Genomic DNA, 23,448 nt, shown 5'->3' with positions numbered 1-23,448 from the left:
TGCTTGAACTAAGATCGAGTTTGTCTGAGAATTTTTGCGACGAAGAAAACCGAGAAAACCCCGGCGACGACCAGCAATCCGACCGGAACCGCTGATTTGAAAACCACCTGCGGGAACATCGAGCGAACAATGACCGACACGGCCACAGCGAGGTCCATAAGCAAGTGACCGAAAAACGCCGCGACCGCGAGCGTCCTATCGGCAACCGAACCGACAAATCCAAAACTGGAGACCGAATCCGCGCCGAGACCGAAAAGAACGAGGCCACCGAGCAGCAAACAGACGAACAAGGCGCGCCCGCGTTCGATCGGACAACGGAGACCTTCGACCCGACATTCGGCGTTCGTCGCCACTACTTTCGCAAAATTTTCCGGAAGTTCGATCTCCGGCCGCTCGTCAAGAACTCCGTCGAGCGCGAACAAAAGCCGCTTCTGCTCGTTTAGTTCGGCCCGGCAGTTCGGGCATTCCGCAAAATGAAGTTCAAGGTCAAACTCGTCGCCGGCGCCAAGTTCGCCGTCGAGGTAGGCCGCGATCTGTTTCCGCGGACACGACCGATCAGATTTTGCGGGTTCCAATTCCATTAGACTACTTCAAGAACTTGATCGTGAGCGGGTACTCCCAAAGCTCTCCGTTGTTGGCCTTGACCGCGCCGACGATCGGAAAGATCACGCTCAGAAGCGCGAGCGCCAGGAGCAAGAAAAAGCCGACGATGACAAACACCAAAATACCGCTGACGAAGAAGTAGATCAGCGACGAGATCATCCAGTTGACGACCATCTTGCCGTGTCTGTCGAGCCCCGGCATTTCGTCTTTCTTAACCTGCCAGAGCACGATCGGAAGAACCAATCCGGCCGGCGGCAAGACTATGTTCGCCAACTGCGACAGGTGAAGGAACATCCCCATCTGACGTTCTTCCGGAGTCGTCAGCATCATCGGCGGCCGGTTTTGCATTTCGTAGTTCATAGATTAACTCCTCAGATCCTTGTAAAACCGCGCTCGATAAATATCTCGCGCATCATCTCGCGGGCCCGGAAAAGACGGTTCTTGACGGTTCCGAGCGGCAGGTTGGTGATCTCCGCGATCTCGTCGTAGCTCAAATCCTGCGAATGACGCAATAGAATAAGTTCACGATACGCGGCCGGAAGACATTTGACGACCGCGGCGATCTCGGTTCGCCATTCACTCCGTTCGCGTTCCTGTTCCGGCGTCGGATTCGGACACTCGAGCTGCAGCTGGAATGATCCGTCACCGTTCTCGGCCTCAAGACTCTGTTGATTCGGCGACTTGCGGCGAATATGATCGATCGCGGCATTGTGCGCGATGCGGTAGAGCCAGGTCGAGAACTTGTATTCGGAGCTGTACTTGCTGAGCGAGTTGTAAACCTTTATGAATACTTCCTGCGTCACGTCGAGCGAAGAATCGTAGTCGTTGAGCATTCGAAACACGTAATTCGTGATCGGCCGCTGGTAACGACGCACGAGCTCTTCGAAACCGGCCTCGCGACCGCGCATCGCGCTCGCGATGAGTTCGATGTCTGTCAAGGCAGCCGCGGATTTCTGTAGTGCTAATGCTTTCGTAGTCATGACGCCAAATTTGTACGGCTATTATTTCAAAAAAGTTTCAGTTCGGAAAGCGAAATCATCCGGTGCCGCCGGAATGATGCCAAACAAAAAACCTCGGGACTCGGATGTCCGGAGGTTTCTCCGCTGAAAATGCGATAGCGCCAATTTTCAGACGCCGAGCGTCGCAATGCCGGCCGGTGCCGCGAGTTCATCGAAACCCATACTTCCGACCGGAAGGTTGAGACCGACATCCTCTGGCCGCAGAACGTTGAGTTCACGGCCGAGAGCCTCGGCAGATATTGCCCGGACACGCTTGCCGTCGATTCCCTTTCCGACGACGAGAACGCGATCGAGACTGTCGCCCGTCGCCGCCGCGAGGCGGTCGTTGTAAAACATCAAAAGCCGAAAGATCTCGTCATCGGTCTCTTCGGCGGTGCACGTCACGTTGCGAACCACGACCGGTTCGCTTCCGCGCAGCAGAAGCGCCGTGAATCCGTCGCTTTGCGAACTGATGAGCAATGAATCGCGCGCGGCGTTCTTTTCGTTGAGCCAATTCGCCTCGCTCAACGCGCGCGGCAGGATCAGTCCCGCCTGCCAACCGCAGGATTCGAACATCGACTCGTATTCGTCGATCACGGACAGGGTCACCGCCGTCGCGAAATAGCGTGTCTTTCCGTCGCGGTCCGGCGAGATCTTCTTGAGCGAAAGGCGCAGTTCCGATGCCGGAGCGCCGAAACTGTTCTCGGCCTTCCAGTCGATTATCTCGTTCAATTCCTTCTTTGAAGCGGGTTCGGTCTCAAGCGACAAGATCGATGTTCGCGCGGTATTTCCCGGAAGTGAAACGGACCAACGTTTATGCCCGGCAAGTCCGGCCCGGACGCAAACGTCTTCAATGATCGAGATCAACTCGCCGACGTCCGTGATGTTGCGCTCAAGAAAGCTCGGATTCAAAAGACCCGCGGGAAGTTCGACGGACGCCGCCTGGCGAATCCCGAACTGACCCCGACCCTCGGATTGAACGGCGACCGCGGTGACGAAATCGCTTTCGAGGCCGAACGCGCATTTTGGATAATTTGGCTGGAACATTTTCTTTGACCGAATCCGACTTCCCCGAAGCCTCAAACCTTCATTGATTCCGTAGGCCTCGAATCAATACGCTTCGTACTTCTTCCCATCAGAATCCTCGCCCTCCGCGAGACTCTTGACATCGACGAGGCCTTGCGAATTCTCTGTCGAATTCGGGTCTTCGCCCATCACTTCATTCCATTCCGCGCGTTCCAGGATCGGATCGACCGGAAGTTCCCGAAGGTATTTACCCTCGACAAGCTCGTTCAGAGACTGCGGCAGTTTTCCCTTGTCGGCCGAATACTGGTCTATCTGCCGCCGAATCTGCCAGAGATTCTCCTTGAGAACGGTTTCCCGTGCGTGCTGAACGCTGCGCTGATACGCGGGCAGTGCGACCGAGAGAAGGATGATCAGAATGAAGATCGCCATCATCAGTTCCAAAAGCGAAAAACCGCGTTCGGACCGGGATTTGGGGTCTCCGGCTTCGAATCTTGGCCGCAGGGCACCGCTCCCCGGTCGCCTCAACTTCAAAAATGCCCGCAAACCCTTACCAATCACTGTATTTCTCTCCGTTTAGCGCTTCTTCGTCGGATGACGTCCGCACGTCGAACAGATTTATCTCATCCCAACTCGACGCATCTTTGGTCTGGTATGAGGACCGCAAGACCCAATCATCCTTGCCCGTCATCGGATCGATCGGCATTTCCCTCAGATAGACTTTTGTAACTTCCTTATTGTCGTTTATCTCCGTCGCATTCTTTTCATCGAAAACGCTTCCCTGCCGGGTTTGCAATCCACGGGCTTTGACCTTGACCCCGTCGACGAGCGTCTTCAGGTCCGGCGGATAACGATCCAGATTGTCCGTCGTGAAGATCTTGCAGTCGTCGATCACGACGCGGCTTCGCGGATCCGCAGGGATATTCACGCCGGCCTGCGTCGGGTTGGAAGTCGTGACCGCGCCTTGCGGGCAGGCTCCGATGGTGTCGCGCTTGAATTCGTCGATCGCGCTCCGGATCTGCCGGAGTGTTTCGCGCAAGCGCATCTCCTTCTGCCGCTTCACCGCGTTCTGCGCGATCGGGATCGTCGCCAGGACGACGACCGACATCACGGTCAGCGTGATGACGAGTTCGAGCAGTGTGAAACCGCTTTGAGAGACGCGATCCCGAATTGTGGATTTTGCGACCCGCATAAAGCTAGAATTTCACGCTAATCGTTTGCCCGTCATTCGTGAGCATCGTCATTATCTCCGAATCGAACGAGATCTCGTGTCTGCCGTCGGCGAGCGCCTCGACCTCGATAAACGCGATTATCCCGGACGAATTTTCCGCCGTATCCTTTGGCGACGACAACGAAACATACATCTTCCCGTTTTGATTCAGGAAAGGCAAAGCGGCTTTGCCCGCGAGTTCCGCACCGAAAACATCGCCGAAGCCGACGGCCCGCACGGCGAGTTTCTTGTCGTCGAACTTGAGTCCGAGAACCGCCGAACGAAACGGGGCGGCGGTGCGCACCAGAATCGCCAGGCGCGTCCTCTCTCCGGCCTTCAGTTCAGGCAACGCCGGCAAAAACTGGAGATTCGCCGTCAAAGCGTTCGTCTCCGGAGTTTTCAGCGAGAGTTGATTGAGCGGCAACGCGATCGGTTTCGGAACGAGCGAATCAGGATCCGATGTGTCGGACGTCGCATTGATCGGAAGCGTCTTGACGTTTGTCGCATCGATCGGCTTGATCGTCGCGACGGTCGGATCGGTCTTCGTTTCATCCGTTTTCTCGACCGAAGCGTTCGTCGTTTCATCCGACCTGACGTACGTCGGCATCGGCTCGATCTTCTGATCCGGCAGCTGAACCTTCGCGGTGTTGCCCAAACGACGCGCCGCGGCCAACTGCTCGTTGATCTCGTCCTGGATGAGCATCGCTTCGAGCGATCCGCTCGTCGGCGTCGCGACGCTTCCGGTCGGCCGCTCTATTATGTCTTCGGGCAGGATCGTCGGCGCCCGAATGACTCGCGGCGTGATCGCAATGACGATGTCGACCTGACGGTTATCCTTGGTCGGAGCAGTGAACAGACGTCCGAGGATCGGAATCAGTCCGAGCAGCGGCAACCCCGAACGGCCGTTGGCTTCGACGCCCTGCGCAACGCTCGCGAGCAGCAGCGTTTTGTTGTTCTGAACGCGCGCGGTGCCCTTGATCGTCCGTTCGGTGAAGATCGGGGTCAGGGTGTTCGCACCGGCGACGTCCTTCGATTCGATCTCCATCGCCACCTGCACGTCTTGATTCGGGAAAACGATCGGTTTGAATTTCAGCGTCAGTCCGACTTGCTCGTAGTTGATCACGTCGCCGACGAAGTTGTTGTTGTTTGTGTTTCCGGTTGTTCCGACGGGCGCGAAAGACGCCGTTCTGACAGGCACGCGCTGACCGATGCGGGCCGACGAGTCCTGGTTGTTGAAGGCGTGGATCTGCGTCGACGCGATCAGCTTCGTATTCGATTTTGTCTGAAGCGCGGTGATGTTGCTGATCGGAAGTCCGAGCGCGATGCTTGCCACGTCAGCCGCCTTGAACGGAAACTGCGACGTGATATTCTGCGTTGTTCCTTTCCACAGGAACGGCAGATTGACGCCGCCGAGATTTCTCAGCGTGCCGTTGTCGCCGGCGGATCCCAACTGGTTGCCAAACTGAAGCAGATCGTTCTTGTTTACCTCGTAGATCGAAACATCCATCACGACCTCAGCCCGGTCCTTGTCAAGCGATTTGATCAATTGCTCCATCAACTCGATGTTCTCGGCCGTGTCGCGAAGCGTGATCGAGTTCGTCTCGTCATCGGTCAAAACGATGGTCGGCGTTCTGCCCTGTTGAACCGGAATCGCTTGCTGAACCACCTTCGCGACGTCCTTCGGGCTCGCATTGGCAAGATAGAAGGTCCGCAAAACCAACTGCTGGAAAAAGTTGCGGCGCTGTTGGTTGGCAACGAGGATCGTCCGCGGTCCGACCTTCTGGAAGAAAAGATTCTGCTGCAAGAATATGTAGTCAAGCGCCTTCGCGGCCGTCACTTCCTTGAGATCGATCGTGATATTCGTCTTCTGCCGGAACGAATCGATGTCGAACAGAACGTTAAGATCGAGCCGGCGGGCGAGTTCCTTGACGACTTCCTGCAAATCGCGGTTCGGAAAGTAGAAATCCGTCAAAACCTCGAGTTTCTGAGGCACCTGAAAATTCGGCGGAAGATTCTGCGGCGAGAAATTGGTCGGAACGAGTTTCACGCCGTCCTTCGATTCTTCCTTTCCGCCGTTGGCCTGGTCCTTGTACAAACGGGCCATACGCTCCATTTCGGCCTTGGCAAGCTCGTTCGTCGGATCATATCCGTAAGCGCGCCGGTACATTTCGTAACCGCCTTTGTAGTCCTTTTCGTTGGCCAGCGCGTTGCCCTTCTTCATATACTGCTGCGACGCCATAAACAGCGCGCGCTGATAATGAAGACGATACTCCGGATTTCGCGGGTCTTCGTTGACGGCCAGCGCGAATTTCTCGACGGCCTTGTCCCAGTCCTCGGCGACCGAGGCGCGCATTCCCTCTTTGAAGAACTTCTTGCCTTCGCCGAACGCGAGAACCGCCGTCGGCGACAACAGAGAGAAAAACAAAACGAGGCACATTGCGAAACGAAGATTTGCGAATTTTTTCATAGCAACTTTTCTTTCGGAGATAATTTCGAACTTTTCAAGGCGAATCGTTCAGCAGACTACACGCGAACCGGGCGGCAAAGTTTCAAAACTTCGCGATTCGCGCCGAAGCGGCAAAAAACACTCTATTTTCAAACGATTAGCCCAAAATTGCAACGTTCGCGGTTCCGCTCTTTCCCGATTTCGTTTCCTGCGTCCGGAAATCCGGCGAGACGGATCAGCAATCGCTTACTTGGCTTCTTCAACGAACGTCACGCGATTGATCTCGTGAAGCGTCGTCTGGCCGTTGAAAACTTTCTTGAGCGCTGCCGCGCGAAGACTCGAAAGGCCTTCCTTCTGAGCCTGACGACGGATTTCCGACCCCGGCCGACGCGCCAGGATCAGGTCGCGGATCGAATCCGACATATCCAGAAGTTCGTGGATCGCCGTCCGGCCGCGATATCCGGTGTGATTGCACGCGTCGCATCCGACGCTCATCAGGAACGTCTTCTCGTTCTTGATCTCGGAAACGAGTCCCGAAAGCGCGAGTTCCTCGTCTGTCGGGACGTACGCCCGCTTGCAAACCGGGCAGAGCTTGCGCACGAGCCGCTGCGCGAGAACGCAGTTGAGCGCGGCGACGAAGTTGTAAAGGTCGACGTTCATATTCAGAAAACGACCGATGACGTCGATCACGTTATTGGCGTGAACCGTCGTAAACACGAGGTGGCCGGTGAGCGCCGAATTGATCGCGATCTGCGCCGTCTCTTCGTCGCGGATCTCACCGACCATCACTTTGTCGGGATCGTGGCGCAGGATCGAACGCAAACCGCGCGCGAACGTCAATCCCTTTTTCTCGTTGACCGGGATCTGCATTATCCCTTGCAGTTGATACTCGACCGGATCTTCGATCGTAATGATCTTGTCCTCGATGTTCCGGATCTCGTTGAGCGCCCCGTAAAGCGTGGTCGTCTTGCCCGAACCGGTCGGTCCGGTGACGAGAACCATTCCGTAGGGCTCTTTGATGTAAAGCCGAAAGCGGCGCAGATCGTCCTCGTCGAAACCGACGACCTCAAGACTCAGATTCTTGAATTCTTCCGAGATCTGCTCCTTGTCGAGAATACGTATGACGCAGTTTTCGCCGTAAACCGCCGGCAATATCGAAACGCGGAAATCGACCGTCCGGCCTTTGTAACGCACCCGAAAACGTCCGTCCTGCGGGATCCGGCGTTCGGCGATGTCGAGTTCGGACATCACCTTGATGCGCGAAATCAGCGTCTGGTGATAGGCGATATCGATCGGATCGACCTTCTGATAAAGCGCGCCGTCGATCCGGAACTTGACCGAAACGTCACGGTCGCCGGCCTCGATGTGAATGTCGGACGCCCGCGACTCCATCGCGTTGTAGACGATCGTGTCGACGAGTTTGATGATCGGCGACATATCCGAATCGCTCGCGAGACGGTCGAGATCGAGGACTTCCTCGCCCTGATCGGTCTCCTTGACGAGCGAGATCTTGAACGTCGAAGCCGCTTCCTGCAAAACGCGCTGCGTCGCATCGCCCTTTTTGAGAACGACGTCGATCGCGCCCTGCGTGGCGACATACGGGACGATGCGCACGTTGAGCGCGTTCTCCAGTTCGTCGAGCCGTTCGAGATTCGACGGGTCGGCCATCGCGGCGTGCAGGTTCCGTCCCTCGCGCTTGAGCGGAACGAAATGATTCTTGAGCATCATATCGACCGGAATATGCGCCAGTTCCTCATAGTCGATCGGCGAAGTCTTGTCGGGCGGCAAAAGATCGATGTACGGCAGCCGATAGCGACGCGCCAATGCCTTGGCCTCGATCACCTCGGGCGGTTCGTTCTCAAGGAAATCTGACAGTTCGATCCTCGGCGACGAGGTGTTCGTTTGAATTGTGTCGTTCGTTTGGTTCATTTTGATTCGTTTGGACGCCTACTTTCCACGGCCGCTGAACGGTCCGGAAGAGATCGTTTGAATGATCGGCATATAGATCGCGAGCAAGATCACGATGACGATCACCGCCATCAGCACAAGGATCACCGGTTCAAGCAGCGTCATCAACTGTTCCATCCGCACCTCGGCTTCAGCATCGTAGAAGTTGGCGACCTCGTCGAGCATCTCGCGCAAACTTCCCGAGCCTTCGCCGATCCCGACCATATCGAGCGCGAGTTCCGGCATCCAGCCGGCCTGCGTCAGTGCTTCCGTAAATCCGCGGCCCTCACGGATGAGCGGAAGAACGCCCTGGCTGCGGCGGCGAAGTTCGAGATTGCCGACCGCCTGCGAGGCGATGTCCCACGCGTCGGGAACCGTGATTCCGCCCGACAGCAACGTCGAAAGCGACCGCGCGAGCTGGGCTACGGTCATTTGCCGGATCAAGTTCCCGGCCAACGGCAGCCTCAGCAAAAACTTGTCGAGAACCAATCTTCCGTTCGGCGTTCGAAGCCAGAGATAAAGCGCGATTCCGATGACGATCCCCAGCGGCAAGAGCCACCAGATGTTCGTCGCGAGCGTCGAAGAAACCGCGAGAACGACGACCGTGACCGTCGGCAACCCGGCCTTGGTGTTCAGATTCTTGAAAAGATCCGACATCCGCGGAATGATGTAGAGCGTCAGGAACGCCACCATAAACGTCGCGGCGGTCAGCAAAAAAGCGGGATAAGCCAACGCGCCCCGCAGTTTGCGGCTGACTCCGACGCTGCGTTTCAGATAATCGACGTACCTTGAGAGCACATCGTCGAGCGCCCCCGACTTTTCGCCCGAAAGCAGCGACGCGGTGTAGATTCTCGGAAAAACTCCCTGTGATTCAAATGCCTCGGAAAGCGAGACGCCGCTTTTGATCTTCTCTTCGACGTCGGCGAGAATTTTCTGAAGCGCCGACGAAGCCGAACGCCTTTTCAGCAGTCCGATCGACTGAAGCACGGGAATTCCGGCGCGGAGAAGCGCCGACAGTTGCTGGTTGAAGAGCAAAAAATCGCCCTGTTTGACGCGGTTCTTGGAACCCCGTCCGCCGCTGAAAACGGCCGACAGACCTTTTTCGGCGCTTTCGACCTTGAACACGCGAAACCCTTCGCTCTCAAGCTGGTCCTTGGCCTCGGACGCGCCGCCGGCCTCGACGACCCGCGTCATTACCTCGCCCGACGGCGTCCCCAATCGACAGATAAATTCAGCCATAGCATTTGGGATCTGAGATTTCGGATCGCGGATTTGCCGGGTTCGTGGCCGCCATTGAACGACCGCGTCGCCGTTGAGATTAAATCCGAATTCACTGGTCCAAAATCCGAAACCGAATTATATCACGCATTTCCGCGGAGAAGGTTGCGCCGGAACTTGAGAAAAAAACCAGCCGAACGGAACAACTTCTGCAGGCATCCTTACATCCAAAAAACATCTTGCGGAAATACCAGTCGTTGCTTAGAATAGAAAAATCTTGAAACCGGAGAATGTATGGTTGTAATTGAATCTCGACGTGTCAGCCGATCCCGAATCGCGCTCATTGCTTTTTTGAGTTTCTTTGTGATCGCGTCCTGCGTTTCGAACTTCAATGCTCAAACTCCGGAGCCAACCCAGACTCCGCAGCTCCAGAGCGTTGAAGATAAAGGCACGGTCAAGGTCCGCGTCGATCTGGTGACGCTGACGCTGACGGTCACCGACATCTATGGGCGATACGTTTCAGGTCTCGGCAAGAACGCTTTTTCCGTCTTCGACAACAACGTCGAGCAAGAGATCACCTATTTCAGCGATACCGACGCCCCTGTTTCACTCGGCATTCTGTTCGACGTTTCCGACTCGATGACGGGAACGAAGATCGGAAAGGCGCGCAACGCGCTTGAACGATTCATCAATACCAGCCATCCGAACGACGAGTATTTCTTGATCGCCTTCAACAATCGCGCTCAGCTTCTGCTCGATCGTACGCGTGACGGCGAAGCGGTATTGAAAAAATTGACACTCGTCAATCCGCGAAACAATACGGCGCTTTACGACGCTTGTTATCTCGGAATCGAGAAGGTGACCCGCGGCACACATCAGAAAAAGGCGATGCTCATCATCAGCGACGGCCAGGACAATTCTTCGCGCTACAACTTCGGCGAAGTCCGGCGGCTGATGAAGGAATCCGATGTCGTGGTCTATGCGGTCGGAATTATGGACGGGCGCGACTCGGGGAGTTCGGAGGGAATGATGGGCAAAGCGTTCCTCGACGAATTGACGAGCGTCACCGGAGGCAAAGCTTTTTATCCCGAAACGGATGTTGAGATGGACGAGATCTTCGAGCGCATCGCGCTTGAACTTCGGCACCAGTACTCGATCGGGTACACGCCGAACGATTTCCAAACCGATGGGAAATGGCATAAAGTGAAAGTTAAGGTCAAACCCCCGCGCGGTTTGCCGCGTCTAACGGTTCGCGGTCGTGAAGGCTATTTCGCAACGCCCGTCACGGATTTCAAATAGTTGGGCTTAATTGATGATGAAACGAAAACTCTTTCTGCTTTTATTGCCGGTGATCGGATTGGGTCTGATTCCGGCATTTTTCAACTTCGACCGGATTTCGGCGCAGACGACCACGGTCACGCCGACTCCAACCCCGTTGAAGAGCCCGACACCGACGCCGACGCCGGTTGAAGACGACGAGACGATCCGAATCGAAACGGAACTCGTCAATCTCAGCGTCCGCGTCATCGACCGTAACAACCGGCCGATCAACAATCTGCGAAAAGAGGATTTCAAGGTTTTCGAGGACAATGTCCCGCAAGAGATCGACGCATTTTCAAAAGCGGAGGTCCCGACGAACTACGCGCTCGTGATCGATAATTCCGGTTCGCTCAGAATGCAGCTCGACAAGGTAATCGAAGCGAGCAAGATCATCGTCAACACCAACAAATCCGACGACGAGACAAGCGTCATCCGTTTCGTCGATTCCGAGAAAGTCGAGATCGCTCAGGAATTTACATCAAGCAAGAACGATCTGATGGATGCTCTTGACAACCTCTACATCGAGGGTGGCCAAACGGCGATCATCGATGCCGTCTACCTCGGCGCGCAGCGTGTCGATGAATACGAGAAGTCGAAAAATCCGAACGAAAAGAAGAGGCGCGCGTTGATCCTCGTCAGCGACGGCGAGGACCGCGACAGTTTCTACAACGAACAGCAGTTGTTCGATCTGCTTCGCGAGTCGGATGTTCAGATATACGCGATCGGATTCGTCAACGATCTGAGCAAAGAAGGCGGCTTCATCAGCAAGAGTCCGCAAGCGAAGGCAAAGGCGTTTATGGAGCGGCTGGCCAAGGAAACCGGCGGCAAGGTCTATTTCCCGAACTCTCTGACGGAACTCAACGGCATCGCCGCCGACATTGCAAGCGAACTCCGGACGCAATATCTGATCAGCTATTCTCCGACGAACACGGATAAGGACGGAACGTTCCGGACCATCAGGGTCAGCGTCACCGACGGGCCGAACAAGGAAAAGCGTATCGCTCAAACGAGATCCGGCCGCAAAGCGATCACCGACGGCAATGCTCCGACCTTGCAGAAGAAGCCTTGACCGACCGGCATCGGGATTGGCGCCTAAACCTCGTTGGAATTGGAATCGCGGATTCCTGCCGGCCTTGCCGACTAACACTCGGCTCTTTCGGTCTCCGCGCGGGTAAGAGCCCTATCGATAAAGGGCCGCTCGCTGCATCGTTGGTCTCCTGACTTTTGGCAATTGAGCTTTCGTACGCAAGGACCGAACAGATCCAAAATCGCAAATCCAAAATCGCTTAGCGCCATCGAGTCGATTCGTTTGATCACCTCGCCGTACTGATTGAAAATTCCCGGGGCGTGTTGCAGTCAGGGGGCAAATTCAAGATCAAGTCGGTACACGCCGCCAATCCGAGTTAGCAATTTCGGGCCAGCCCGTTTCTGCCGCAGGCCGTCTTCTGCGGTTTGAACAGGAACAGGCTAAGCGCTTCCTATTTGAGATCGGCTTTGATCCAATCAGGAATTGCCCACGGCGGAACCGGGCCTATCCAGCCCTTGTTCACGTGCATTGCCTTAAACGACCCATTACCCTCTTCGTCAACATAGAAGACCAATAAATCCAATGGAGCGGTCTTGATTTTCCCATTATCCGCAACTGCCGGAAATTGCCTCACTAATCGACCAAACTGCCGTTCGCCTGATCGATATGTGGTCACCGATTGCACCGACCACGTGCCTGTGTTAACGAATAGCGTCCCGTCGGACGAGCTTGCAAACGTACTGAACGCAAACAACGGTGAGTCTTCGTAAACCGTTTGAGTTAGTGTGATCCGAAGCTCGCCCACATCGACGATCTTGGATTGGGAGCCAACGGCAGTTCCCAAAGGCGGCAAATCCCACCCGTTGGCGTTAATGATCTTCTGAATTCTAACCAAACTCTTTTCTGGTTTGACAACCGAGTTCATCTCCTGCGCGGTCGTCGTAATGACGCTAAGCGCTCCAATCACAAAAGACCAAGTCCACAAGGCCGCCACCGAACGCCAAATCCTCATACTATCCTCCATCTATTTATCACTTTGAGTGGCCACCGAATTCCGCGTCTATCGGAACGCTTAGTAGAGCACTTCAAACAGCGAACCAGAATCGTGAATACAGATCTTCTTCAAGGTCGACCGAGGTGTAACGGCCGTTCTCGGCTGTCAAACAACCTAATGTCGTTCAGAACGAACGCACCTGGGGCTGCGACTCTGAATAAACACTTTTCTCTCGTTAGCTTCTATTTCTGCAACGCTCGTACCCAATCCGGTATTGCCCAGGAAGGAACGGGTTCGTTCGAGCCCTTGTTGGTAATCCGGGTCTCGAACAAACCGTCACCGTCGTTGTCGAGATAGTACACAAGAACAAGCGATGCTTCGGTAACGATCTTTCCATTCTTCATGCCTGCCGGTGAAAAAAGCACTCGCCGCCCGAATTCCCGGTCGCCGGCGCGGAACGTCACCATCGACCGCGCCGATAAAGTTGTCTTGTTGACAAAAAGCGTACCGTCGGACGAAATTCGGAACCCGGTGAAGTCAAACAAAGGCGAGTCGTCGTAAATGAACTCATTCAGAGTCACCTGCAAACCGCTCACAGCGAGTGATAGGCTTTGCGTCCGAAAAACGGTGCCGACCGGAGGAACTTCAAACCCCTTTGAGTCAACGACCGTCTGAACATACGTTTTGTCGGTCTTGGCAGGCGTTTGTGCGTATGAGCTGTCAGCCACTGCTCCTAATATCAGTATCAACATCCCCAGAAAAACCATTAATGATCTCCAAATCGTCATCATCTTTCTCCTCCGGTTTATTTGACTCCAACAACTCTGCCACCGAAATCCAGCAGCATATCTTGAGTGTTTCGTAACCGTAATTTCTCAATCTCACCGAGCTTGCGGCTTGCCGATGAGATGACCGCGTTTGTATTACCGCCGGCAACGAGTTGTTTGACAGCGGCCGACGCCCGATTCCACGTGAATCATAAAACAACGCCAAGCCCGAGCAATCCAAAATCCAAAATCGCAAATCCAAAATCGGAAGGCCTCTTCGCCGAATGCCATCCAGTCGCTGCGTTTGATCACCTCGCCGTTCTGGTTCGTCACCACGCGCGGGCTGCCCAGATGATCTGTTGTCAAATAACTAACCTGCGCCGCCGGGGCCGGATCATTGCCCGTCAGGGCCGTGTATTCCGCCACAAGCGTTCCGCTTCCATCATAAACGAACACGGTCGTCTCGGTCGAGGAAACTGTCCGGAACCTTCGGGAAGACGGGATGTCCAGAATTCACATCAAGATAACCTGAAATCGAATCCAAAATCGGAAATCCAAAATCCAAAATCGCGGGGGTTGTTCGCCGGTCCGAAGAGCTTTGTCTGATGGTTTTCGGCGTCGTAGACGAACCGGCGGTTCAAGTCCGGCAAAACGTTATATTCTTCTCGGCCGTTGAACCGTTATTCTTGCTCGTTTTGAGTGTGTCGCTTACCGAGACGCCGTAAACTAATTCGAATTTGAGAAGGTTTAGGCCATTTCAAAATACCAAATTAGGAGCCTGTTGCCTTCTTTCCATTTAATCCATCCGAATCTCGGCTTTTGCTGTGCGTCATTTCCGTCATGCCAGCGAATTCTCAACCAGTTTCCGACTATCCGGTCGGGATGGTAATTGGTGTCCGCGGTCACGTCGTGATCTACGATTTCTCCGTTGGGTTTGGTACGTATGGGATTTTGTCGAGCGTCGAAATTAACCGCAAAACACTCCAAAACATATTGTCCCCACGTTTTGAATTCGAATGCCGGGTCATTCCTTTTTACGAATTTTTCCAAGCGAGTTTCTTCATTCACCAGCACGCGGAAATATTGCCCGCTTACACCGATGCACTTGAGAACAACTTTCTCTTCGGTATCATTTACAAAGGGTGCAAAGCCCTCCTTTTCAATGCTGAATTCCCGAGGGCTTTCGGTATAGAATGTGAATTCAAACCAGACGCTCCCGTCCTTGTTGTAGATGCGGGCAAAATTGCCTTTTTCATAAAGCCGGTCGGTCGCCGCCACGAGTCCTTGCGAATCCATGACCTCAAAGTCATATTGTTTGGCCGGCTCAGGCTCGCTCATTTTTGGGACGGGCGTCGGACCAGCCTGACTCTCGACAGGTCGGACCGAATGTGTCTGCCCCGCGTTCTGGCTCACGGTGGTATTTGTGGCGCATGCCTGAACCGTAAGCAGTATCCCCGCTAAAATCGCAGTTTTCATTTTCGCCTCCGCTTTCATTCCACTCTTCTGAGATTCGGCGCGTTGACATCAAAACCAAGATGACCGTGATTGTTATGCCCCGAGGCCGTAGCGACGCCTATCAATTTGTTTGTTGTCCCTTGGAAATTCTCAGTGAATCCAAACGATTTCGCGACATCGTACACAGCTTGGTTGTTGACCGTGCTGAATTTAGAACTATTCATCTTGCCCTGAAAACTATTTCCATTCTTGTCGATATATCTGAAGTCAATATCGACGCCGCTCCGGGATTTGTGTCCATGTCCCTTGTGATCCTCACCACGACGTGACCAAGGATCCGTGCCATTTTCCGCTGACATGTCGCCGAACGAAATAGTGATTCCGTATTTATCCTTCAACACAGCCGCAAGACCGAATAATGCCGCCGCTACTTCTGGCCGGACGAAGTGGTCGCCCGTACCGTGGTCAACCCCGTTGTTTTTACCGCCTTTGTCAACCGGACTATATCTGTCAAAAAAGTCCATTCTTGCGGGAAACTCAACGAGAAAGCTGTTGTTCGCAGTCAAACTTGTAAGGTAAACAAATTCTCCGGGAGTTTGGTTACTTTCCAAATAGTATTCATTCGATAGACCGTCAAATGCCTGGATCTTGATGGTTCCGTCTCGTGCAATGTAGTATTGGTGGTTTTGTATTTGGAATGGCGGCGGCGGCACGGGTTCAATGGTGTCATTGGTCGTGCTGTTCTCGGTCGGACCGGAATCGGCGGGGCCCGCGGAATCTTCATCCGCGAATCCTCAGGGCCCGTCGTGCGAGTCGCAGGTGCTGCACCACGCTCCGCCGTTTGCGCCGGTCGTGCGTGAAATCAATCCGAGCGGATCGGTGAACTTGTACGGCGAATTGAGGACGTAACTGTAACGGTTGAACGTCTGCGGGTTCCTGACATTCGCCGAGGCGGTCAGCGGGTCGACCGAGGTGTAGCGGCCGTGTTTCGGGTTGTAGTATCTCGCCTGCGCGAAATCGAGGCCCGATTCGTCGTCCTTTTCATAGCCGGTATAGCCTTTCCGCGTCTCGGGAATCTCGTCGTAACCGAGGCCCGTGGTCCGTTTGTTGAATTCGACCTCTTCGCCGAACGCCATCCAGTCGGTTCGTTTGATCACCTCGCCGTTCTGGTTTGTCACCACGCGCGGGCTTCCAAGATGATCCTGTGTCAAATAACTTACCTGCGGCGCCGGGGCCGGATCGTTGCCGACCAAGGCCGTGTATTCCGCCACAAGCGTTCCGCTTCCATCATAGACGAAAACGGTCGTCTCGGTCGATGATTTTCGCCGCTCCGACCAGCCGCAGAGCGGCGGCAAATTTTAGATACTGTCTTGAATATCAAGCTCAAAACGCCGGATTTGGCGTAAAAGGGGTTCGGTGTTTGAGAACCCCGTAAGCGATGTGCAGCAGCTTTCTGATGGCCGCGCACACGATCTGCATCTTCCTCTTCCCGCGTTTGGAAAGACGGGATGCAAATTCGGTGATTATCGGGTTATGGGTCATGGCGACGATCGCCGGAAAGTACATGCCCTTTCTTATCCTGACGGCGCCGACTCTCGAGAGCCTGGTCTTTATCTGCTTGCCGGAATCCTGCTTTGCCGGCGTCACTCCGGCATAGGCGGCCACTGATCTGGCCGAGTCGTAGCGGTCGAACTCGACTTCGCTGAGAAGCATCATCGAGGTCTTTTTTCCAACCCCCGGGATCGAACGCAGAAGCTCGTCCTGCTGCTTCAGGTCCGGATCGCTGTCGATGAGGTCCTCGGCTTCCTTGCGCAGCGCGGCGATCTCCTTTTCGAGAACGCGGATCATTCGCTTGACGCTCGTCTTCGCCTGCTTCGGCGCCGTATCAAGCCGGTTGGTCTCCATCAGACGCATCTCCTCGAGCGCGTCTATCCGCCGGCTCAGGGCCTGCAAATGGATTACTTGGGGTGAGGGAGGTTTCCAAGGCTCCGGCCTCTCGCTCCGGCAAAACTCCGCGATCATACCCGCGTCCACTTTGTCGGTCTTGTTCCGCAACAGCTTGGCATCCCTGAAGCTATGGGTCCGGAACGGGTTGACGACCGAGACGCAATAGCCGGCCTCGTACAGGAAATTGGCGATCCCGTCCGAGTAACTGCCGGTCGCCTCAAGGCAGGCGTGAACCTCTCCGGCCCGGAAGCGATCGCAGCCATCCCTGCAACAGCTTCATTCCTTTCGGAGTGTTTGCGAACTCCTTTGAGACGCTCTTCTCGCCCACCAGCAAAACAACGTCGAACTTCGACTTCGAAACATCAATACCTAAATAATTCTGCGACATACTGCCTCCTCAAAACGGAGCGGTCAAGCTTTCGAGGCACTCTGCTCCGGCTTTGTTCTTTCATCCAGTCGACTTCGTGATCCGATGTTGACGAACCACTCGTTTTTTTACCTCCGGTGGCGACAGTGAGGGAGACGGGCTACGCGCTCCGTCCTGTCGTCCGCCGAGCGGATTGGTTCGGGCAGCTGCGCTGCCCGATGATCAAAATTCGATCAAAAGGCACCACCTCAAAACACCGTTCCGCCGACCATCCTTGCATATACAGACTCGCGGTCATAGGATACTGTCCGGTCTAGGCTGAACGCCAAAATAACGGGAAAGAGGTCTGATCTAAATTCCAGATTCGAGATCTGAGCCGTGGGGAAGACTTCTCTTTCCCCCGCAATCATCAAGCGTCCAAGATAATTGCGAAACAGTTGATAATCAAGATACAAGCCGTGGGCGTGAGGCCACGGATGACGCGAAAAAGACTCCCGAGCCGCAAAGCGGCGGCAAATTTTAGATACTGTCTTGAATATCAAGCTCAAAACGCCGGATTTGGCGTAAAAGGGGTTCGGTGTTTGAGAACCCCGTAAGCGATGTGCAGCAGCTTTCTGATGGCCGCGCACACGATCTGCATCTTCCTCTTCCCGCGTTTGGAAAGACGGGATGCAAATTCGGTGATTATCGGGTTATGGGTCATGGCGACGATCGCCGGAAAGTACATGCCCTTTCTTATCCTGACGGCGCCGACTCTCGAGAGCCTGGTCTTTATCTGCTTGCCGGAATCCTGCTTTGCCGGCGTCACTCCGGCATAGGCGGCCACTGATCTGGCCGAGTCGTAGCGGTCGAACTCGACTTCGCTGAGAAGCATCATCGAGGTCTTTTTTCCAACCCCCGGGATCGAACGCAGAAGCTCGTCCTGCTGCTTCAGGTCCGGATCGCTGTCGATGAGGTCCTCGGCTTCCTTGCGCAGCGCGGCGATCTCCTTTTCGAGAACGCGGATCATTCGCTTGACGCTCGTCTTCGCCTGCTTCGGCGCCGTATCAAGCCGGTTGGTCTCCATCAGACGCATCTCCTCGAGCGCGTCTATCCGCCGGCTCAGGGCCTGCAAATGGATTACCTGGGGTGAGGGAGGTTTCCAAGGCTCCGGCCTCTCGCTCCGGCAAAACTCCGCGATCATACCCGCGTCCACTTTGTCGGTCTTGTTCCGCAACAGCTTGGCATCCCTGAAGCTATGGGTCCGGAACGGGTTGACGACCGAGACGCAATAGCCGGCCTCGTACAGGAAATTGGCGATCCCGTCCGAGTAACTGCCGGTCGCCTCAAGGCAGGCGTGAACCTCTCCGGCCCGAAGCGATCGCAGCCATCCCTGCAACAGCTTCATTCCTTTCGGAGTGTTTGCGAACTCCTTTGAGACGCTCTTCTCGCCCACCAGCAAAACAACGTCGAACTTCGACTTCGAAACATCAATACCTAAATAATTCTGCGACATACTGCCTCCTCAAAACGGAGCGGTCAAGCTTTCGAGGCACTCTGCTCCGGCTTTGTTCTTTCATCCAGTCGACTTCGTGATCCGATGTTGACGAACCACTCGTTTTTTTACCTCCGGTGGCGACAGTGAGGAGACGGGCTACGCGCTCCGTCTTGTCGTCCGCCGAGCGGATTGGTTCGGGCAGCTGCGCTGCCCGGATCAAATTCGATCAAAAGGCACCACCTCAAAACACCGTTCCGCCGACCATCCTTGCATATACAGACTCGCGGTCATAGGATACTGTCCGGTCTAGGCTGAACGCCAAAATAACGGGAAAGAGGTCTGATCTAAATTCCAGATTCGAGATCTGAGCCGTGGGGAAGACTTCTCTTTCCCCCGCAATCATCAAGCGTCCAAGATAATTGCGAAACAGTTGATAATCAAGATACAAGCCGTGGGCGTGAGGCCACGGATGACGCGAAAAGGAATCCCGAGCCGCAGAGCGGCGGCATCGACCATCTTGGAACTCGGATCTGGAATTTCGTTGCGAGTTCAGTATTCTCGGTCGGAATCGACCGTGGGTATCTTATACCCGTTGTAAAGACTTCCGACAAGAATTTCGCGACCGTCCTTCCAGCGCACCCAACCGCATTCATGGCTACAGACGTTACCGTTCGGGTTCGTTCCGAAACTGACATACGCCCATTCGCCGCTGACAGACATCACCCACGCTTTCGACGTTGAGAGTCCCAGTTGCCGGTTTTTGTCTTCGATCTTCTCGTCGATCTTTCCTTCTGCCGATATCCGCGGACGGCAACGGTTGAAATCGACAACGATGTAATTTGAATAGTAGATCCAGAATCCCCAGGTTGCTTTCGACCACATCTTCACGTCCTTCGGCACGTATTTGGTAAGCCTCGTTGATTCATTGACCTCTACCTCGAGCCAATGCTCGGACTCAGATTTGACCCTCAGTAAAACTTCCAAGGGAAAATTTGAATCGCAGCACAGCGGACGAAAATCACCACCCAACTTAGGCAGGTAGTAATCGGCTTCGCTCGGCTGCAAACTGAACGTTTGCCACTCGGCACCGTTTGCATTAAAGATCTTCATTCTGTGTCGAAGCGCGTACTCGGTGCCCACCTCAGGACAGTTGGGCTCATTGTATCCCCGATATTCGAACTTGCTGCAACGCGTCCGGCGCCATGAAACCGCCACCCCGTCGGCCTCTTTGAACGATTCAGACTCGGGCGTCGGCAAATCGTTCCGTGACTGCCCCAAGGTCGGCATAATGACTGCAAATATGGATAGACACAAAAAAATCATAATACTTGTTCGGTTCATACGTTCATGTTCCCTCCTTTCCTCTACTCGCTTCAGTTCTTTCGCTTATTAAGTACATGCTTGATTCTCCTTCAATCAGTTACTCTTAGGAACAATAGTCGCTCGGTCGATCTTGCCAGGGAGTTTCTCAAAGGGTCGGTTTACACTCGCCGCCGGTTGTTTAACATCAAACGTCTTATTAACCCGGACATCAACATTAAGTATACTGAAATCATAAGTTACCTCCCTGCTTTGGACCGAGGCTCCGTCCGGAACGGGGTCCGCCCGAATAGTTGCGCCCCCAAAGAATTTGTCGGCCTGCTTGTGTGCTCTCTCGTACACTGCGTCACTCATCGACTTACCATTAAGTTCACCTTCATCAACCAATGTGGATGCGCTTATTGTACCTTCAATGATTTCGTGAGCAATTACCTCACCTGAGATCGACTTGTCACCGGTTTTGTTGAAAACCTCAAGATCACTAAGGTCTACTGAGTTTGCCCCAGGCCCATCATACCTGCCAAATGTGATCGAATCCGAGGTAGCAAAAACATTTAACGTTGATCTGACACTACCGGGGCCACTGTCTGTGATCGTGTCATATAGTTTTTTCTCACGGTCGCTCAGCGTAGCTCGATCAACACTACCGACAATCGCAAGCCGCCCGTCCTTGACAACTACTTTGAACTGCGCGCTTTTCCGGTTGTTCAGATTCGTGCTCGTACCAGACTCACATGCCGCTTGTTGACTTGAAACCTCGGCTTTTGTCTTACCGTTCGTTTTGCAACTCACTAAGACGTCTAGTCCTGTAGGATCCGAGAACGACAGCGGGTTGTTGCGAACGTATGAAAAGAGGTTGAAACTCTGTGGAAAGCTTCGGCGACCCATTTCGAGAAAGATTTGATCCGCCGACGTAAATCTCCCCAATTCCTTCCTGTACATCCGCGCCTAGGCGTAGTCGAGGTTGGTTTCTTCGTCGTTGAGATAGCCGGTGAAGCCCTGTCGGACGTCGTCGGTGACGTATTTGTCGGTCGTCGATCTTCCGCCGAGGCCGATGACCTCTTCGCCGTAGGGCATGTAGTCGGTCCGTGAAACCACCGCGCCGTTTTCGTTGGTGTTGATCCGGGGCGTGCCGAGATGATCGTTCGTCAGATACTGCACCTGCGGCGTCTGGCTGAGATTCGTCGAGTATTCCGCGACGAGCTTTCCGGCCGCGTCGAAGATGAAGACCACCGTTTCGGTCGCCGTCACCTTCTTCACCCTCCGGCCGTCGCCGTCGAAATAATAGAGCCCGATAGTCTGGTTCGACGCGTTTTTCACTTCTTTCAGAGCATCGCTGCAACCTTCGCGGACTGAGATTCGGGACATTTCTCATATCCGCCATGAAGGAGCAGGTCGAAAAGAACTTCCGAAAAGAGCCATTTGCCGTTTTGCCAATATGCTCGTATGTATGCCTTTTGCCATATCGGCCTGGCATCCACTTTCCACTTACCACATCCATCGATCAACCATATTTCATAATTCGGCGTCCCGTATTCATTTTTGATCGCGTGAGGAATAAACTCACGAAACCCGTTTTCAAAAACTGGTCTTCCCTCTAGCGATTCTAGACGCGCTACATACTCCGCCGGTTTTTCCCCTTGCAGGAACTCCGGCGAGAGCATTGTGGCCAAGCTCGCCCACTTCCGTGCTTTTTGAAATGAAACTACGCGCTTGATCGAACGAATGAACAAAGAACGCCGTTGGGGTTCAATCGCCGTAGCTAGTGATCTATGGCTCTGCCCCAAACAACCGGAGCTCAAAATGAGCAACAGCCCGCTGACCAAAACCATACATCGAAAGCGACTCTTGTAATTTTTCATTTCTATCTGCTTCCTTCGAGTTTCCATCGTACAAACTTCTGTCGGCGCGACGGATCGGTAAACGAAATTTGGAACGTGCCCTTCGGTCCTTTGGTTGCCCCCGTCTTCCTTCGTAGGTCGCCAGAAATCAACTCCAAGCGTTCATCGCTTAAACGTGAATTAGGATCAGAACTGTTAGTAATCTCTTTTCCGTTAACGTCGATTTTGTTTGTTGGGTTGTTGCCGCAATATACAAATAAATTCCAACTTTGAGGCACGGATGCGTGGGAATCATTCAGAACGTCGTCCGCGCTGGTGAAACGACCATGCCCAAATTGAAAATAACGCGCCTGAGCAAAGTCCAATTCCGTTTCACTGTCGCGCTCGTAGCCGGTGAATTGCTTGCGGATCGTGTCTCCGACATATTCTGCGTGCGATCGCTCGGTGATATGTTCTCCGTACGGGCGGTAGTCATGTCTTGAAATTACGGTGCCGTTTTCGTTCGTGTTTATCCGCGGGCTGCCGAGGTGGTCGTTGGTCAGATACGCCACTTGCGGGGTTTGGTTCAAATTCGTCGAATATTCTGCCACCAAGCGTGAAGATGCGTCGTAGACGAAGACGGTTGTTTCCCACTGTCCGTTGATCCAGGCGATCTTTTTGACCCTGCGTCCGTCGCCGTCATAGAAATATTCGCCGATCGTGCCTGTGACCGTGCCGGATGCGTTTGTAGACTCGACCTTTGTCTGTTTGTTCTCGGCATCGTACGTGAATTTCCGCAATTGGGCGTCGCGCGTGGTATTGCCCGATAAATCAAGCGCGTAATCGTTGACGCTGTCACCGTCCTGATCGAGATTGATTCGGTTCGTGTTCGCAATCGACGGATTGGACACCTTGCGATCCGCGGCGCAGAAGACCGAGTTGTTCAAGCAGTTTTTCGGGATCATCGTTGTGAAACCGTTAGTTAGCCGAATTTCCCGTACAACTGGCTTTCGCCCTAAGCCGTTCTGGGAGGATCACTGGGCTGTCTTTGAGAATCACCTCCGCCAAATCAACGTAATCGATAACGAACTTTCTTCCGTATCGGCCCATATGGCCAAAATTTCCTGACCCACTGATCGTCCCAACTGCGGTGATTTTTACGGTGCGCCCGCGGTCGTTCGTCCATTTTAGCTTTTTTCGAACACGCCGGGGGGTCAGAGATTCGTACGATCCTCCTTTCTCGACATAAACTGACTTTTTGCATTCCAAACAATAAAGTTCATTCCACTCGAATCCATAACGATATACCACAGTGATGCGAACCTGTAGACCTATGTAGTTCTCCGGATTTTGCAACAGTTCGCAGAATGGGACGGTCTTGACCTCCGGCACTGCTTTTTGTCCGAAAGCTAAAACTCCCGCGACGAACACCAATCCAAAAACGCGGACAAACGACGAGTATTTCCAGTTTTTGCACATTCCGTGGTTACACCTCACTTATAGAAATCA

24 protein-coding genes and 1 pseudogene are annotated in these 23,448 nt (G+C 54.1%); 3 read left to right on the top strand and 22 right to left on the bottom strand.

Translation table 11 applies throughout. The features are described from left to right. Positions 1–8 precede the first annotated feature (8 nt). The 9 genes from IPN69_09050 to IPN69_09010 form a co-directional block, all read right to left on the bottom strand. A complete protein-coding gene (locus tag IPN69_09050) occupies positions 9–581 on the bottom strand; it encodes a zf-HC2 domain-containing protein (GenBank protein ID MBK8810861.1) in 573 nt (190 codons plus the stop codon). A gap of 4 nt (positions 582–585) precedes the next feature. Then, on the bottom strand, positions 586–933 hold the full coding sequence (locus IPN69_09045) for a DUF4870 domain-containing protein (GenBank protein ID MBK8810860.1): 348 nt from the start codon (positions 931–933) through the stop codon (positions 586–588). A gap of 41 nt (positions 934–974) precedes the next feature. Then, positions 975–1,541, bottom strand: coding sequence for a sigma-70 family RNA polymerase sigma factor (locus IPN69_09040; GenBank protein ID MBK8810859.1), 567 nt, complete (start codon positions 1,539–1,541; stop codon positions 975–977). 189 nt (positions 1,542–1,730) lie between these two features. After that, positions 1,731–2,648 carry a hypothetical protein gene (locus tag IPN69_09035; GenBank protein ID MBK8810858.1) on the bottom strand — a complete coding sequence of 306 codons (918 nt, stop codon included), beginning with the start codon at positions 2,646–2,648 and terminating at the stop codon, positions 1,731–1,733. A gap of 63 nt (positions 2,649–2,711) precedes the next feature. Beyond that, complete coding sequence (locus tag IPN69_09030) at positions 2,712–3,185, bottom strand: type II secretion system protein (protein MBK8810857.1); 474 nt, start codon at positions 3,183–3,185, stop codon at positions 2,712–2,714. Beyond that, the gene (locus IPN69_09025; protein MBK8810856.1) at positions 3,175–3,816 is read right to left on the bottom strand and encodes a type II secretion system protein; all 642 of its coding nucleotides are present in this window, start codon (positions 3,814–3,816) and stop codon (positions 3,175–3,177) included. Before IPN69_09025 ends, IPN69_09030 begins: the two co-directional genes overlap by 11 nt. A 4-nt stretch (positions 3,817–3,820) precedes the next feature. Next, complete coding sequence (locus IPN69_09020) at positions 3,821–6,301, bottom strand: hypothetical protein (protein ID MBK8810855.1); 2,481 nt, start codon at positions 6,299–6,301, stop codon at positions 3,821–3,823. Between the two features lie 225 nt (positions 6,302–6,526). Beyond that, positions 6,527–8,209 carry a type II/IV secretion system protein gene (locus tag IPN69_09015; protein MBK8810854.1) on the bottom strand — a complete coding sequence of 561 codons (1,683 nt, stop codon included), beginning with the start codon at positions 8,207–8,209 and terminating at the stop codon, positions 6,527–6,529. Positions 8,210–8,227: 18 nt separating this feature from the next. Then, complete coding sequence (locus IPN69_09010) at positions 8,228–9,466, bottom strand: type II secretion system F family protein (GenBank protein MBK8810853.1); 1,239 nt, start codon at positions 9,464–9,466, stop codon at positions 8,228–8,230. 273 nt (positions 9,467–9,739) lie between these two features. Here IPN69_09010 and IPN69_09005 point away from each other — a divergent pair, with 273 nt between their 5' ends. Both IPN69_09005 and IPN69_09000 read left to right on the top strand, forming a co-directional pair. Next, positions 9,740–10,744 (top strand): VWA domain-containing protein, encoded by a 1,005-nt coding sequence (locus IPN69_09005; protein MBK8810852.1) that lies wholly within the window; start codon positions 9,740–9,742, stop codon positions 10,742–10,744. Between the two features lie 16 nt (positions 10,745–10,760). Next, the gene (locus IPN69_09000; GenBank protein MBK8810851.1) at positions 10,761–11,834 is read left to right on the top strand and encodes a VWA domain-containing protein; all 1,074 of its coding nucleotides are present in this window, start codon (positions 10,761–10,763) and stop codon (positions 11,832–11,834) included. Between the two features lie 409 nt (positions 11,835–12,243). On the opposite strand, the gene IPN69_08995 is transcribed toward IPN69_09000, so the two are convergent. Together IPN69_08995 and IPN69_08990 are read right to left on the bottom strand one after the other, a co-directional pair. Further along, positions 12,244–12,804 (bottom strand): hypothetical protein, encoded by a 561-nt coding sequence (locus tag IPN69_08995; protein MBK8810850.1) that lies wholly within the window; start codon positions 12,802–12,804, stop codon positions 12,244–12,246. Positions 12,805–13,028: 224 nt separating this feature from the next. Then, positions 13,029–13,514 (bottom strand): hypothetical protein, encoded by a 486-nt coding sequence (locus IPN69_08990; protein ID MBK8810849.1) that lies wholly within the window; start codon positions 13,512–13,514, stop codon positions 13,029–13,031. A gap of 180 nt (positions 13,515–13,694) precedes the next feature. Here IPN69_08990 and IPN69_08985 point away from each other — a divergent pair, with 180 nt between their 5' ends. After that, a complete protein-coding gene (locus IPN69_08985) occupies positions 13,695–14,159 on the top strand; it encodes a hypothetical protein (GenBank protein ID MBK8810848.1) in 465 nt (154 codons plus the stop codon). Between the two features lie 141 nt (positions 14,160–14,300). Here IPN69_08985 and IPN69_08980 read toward each other — a convergent pair whose 3' ends face one another. The 11 genes and pseudogenes from IPN69_08980 to IPN69_08930 all read right to left on the bottom strand — a co-directional run bounded on the left by IPN69_08980 (position 14,301) and on the right by IPN69_08930 (position 22,904). Then, on the bottom strand, positions 14,301–15,029 hold the full coding sequence (locus IPN69_08980; protein ID MBK8810847.1) for a hypothetical protein: 729 nt from the start codon (positions 15,027–15,029) through the stop codon (positions 14,301–14,303). A 14-nt stretch (positions 15,030–15,043) separates the two neighbouring features. Next, a complete protein-coding gene (locus IPN69_08975) occupies positions 15,044–15,619 on the bottom strand; it encodes a hypothetical protein (protein MBK8810846.1) in 576 nt (191 codons plus the stop codon). Between the two features lie 183 nt (positions 15,620–15,802). Then, positions 15,803–16,363 (bottom strand): RHS repeat-associated core domain-containing protein, encoded by a 561-nt coding sequence (locus tag IPN69_08970; GenBank protein MBK8810845.1) that lies wholly within the window; start codon positions 16,361–16,363, stop codon positions 15,803–15,805. A gap of 28 nt (positions 16,364–16,391) precedes the next feature. Beyond that, a pseudogene (locus IPN69_08965) lies at positions 16,392–17,198 on the bottom strand (IS110 family transposase). Beyond that, a complete protein-coding gene (locus IPN69_08960; protein MBK8810844.1) occupies positions 17,173–17,343 on the bottom strand; it encodes a hypothetical protein in 171 nt (56 codons plus the stop codon). The pseudogene IPN69_08965 and the gene IPN69_08960 overlap by 26 nt, the downstream one beginning before the upstream one ends. Positions 17,344–17,866: 523 nt before the next feature. Continuing rightward, positions 17,867–18,817 carry an IS110 family transposase gene (locus tag IPN69_08955; protein ID MBK8810843.1) on the bottom strand — a complete coding sequence of 317 codons (951 nt, stop codon included), beginning with the start codon at positions 18,815–18,817 and terminating at the stop codon, positions 17,867–17,869. 531 nt (positions 18,818–19,348) lie between these two features. Beyond that, entirely contained in the window at positions 19,349–19,909 is a 561-nt protein-coding gene (locus IPN69_08950) for a hypothetical protein (protein MBK8810842.1), read from the bottom strand. Positions 19,910–20,215: 306 nt separating this feature from the next. Next, positions 20,216–21,061 (bottom strand): hypothetical protein, encoded by an 846-nt coding sequence (locus IPN69_08945; protein MBK8810841.1) that lies wholly within the window; start codon positions 21,059–21,061, stop codon positions 20,216–20,218. A 6-nt stretch (positions 21,062–21,067) separates the two neighbouring features. After that, positions 21,068–21,487, bottom strand: a complete 420-nt coding sequence (locus tag IPN69_08940; protein MBK8810840.1) for a hypothetical protein — start codon at positions 21,485–21,487, stop codon at positions 21,068–21,070. Continuing rightward, on the bottom strand, positions 21,445–21,981 hold the full coding sequence (locus tag IPN69_08935; GenBank protein MBK8810839.1) for a hypothetical protein: 537 nt from the start codon (positions 21,979–21,981) through the stop codon (positions 21,445–21,447). The genes IPN69_08940 and IPN69_08935 overlap by 43 nt, the downstream gene beginning before the upstream one ends. A 2-nt stretch (positions 21,982–21,983) precedes the next feature. After that, complete coding sequence (locus tag IPN69_08930) at positions 21,984–22,904, bottom strand: hypothetical protein (protein ID MBK8810838.1); 921 nt, start codon at positions 22,902–22,904, stop codon at positions 21,984–21,986. Positions 22,905–23,448 lie beyond the last annotated feature (544 nt).

Source organism: Acidobacteriota bacterium (genome assembly GCA_016715115.1).
In the GTDB taxonomy this organism is placed as follows: domain Bacteria; phylum Acidobacteriota; class Blastocatellia; order Pyrinomonadales; family Pyrinomonadaceae; genus JAFDVJ01.
This window is presented reverse-complemented; position numbering and strand designations above follow the sequence as displayed.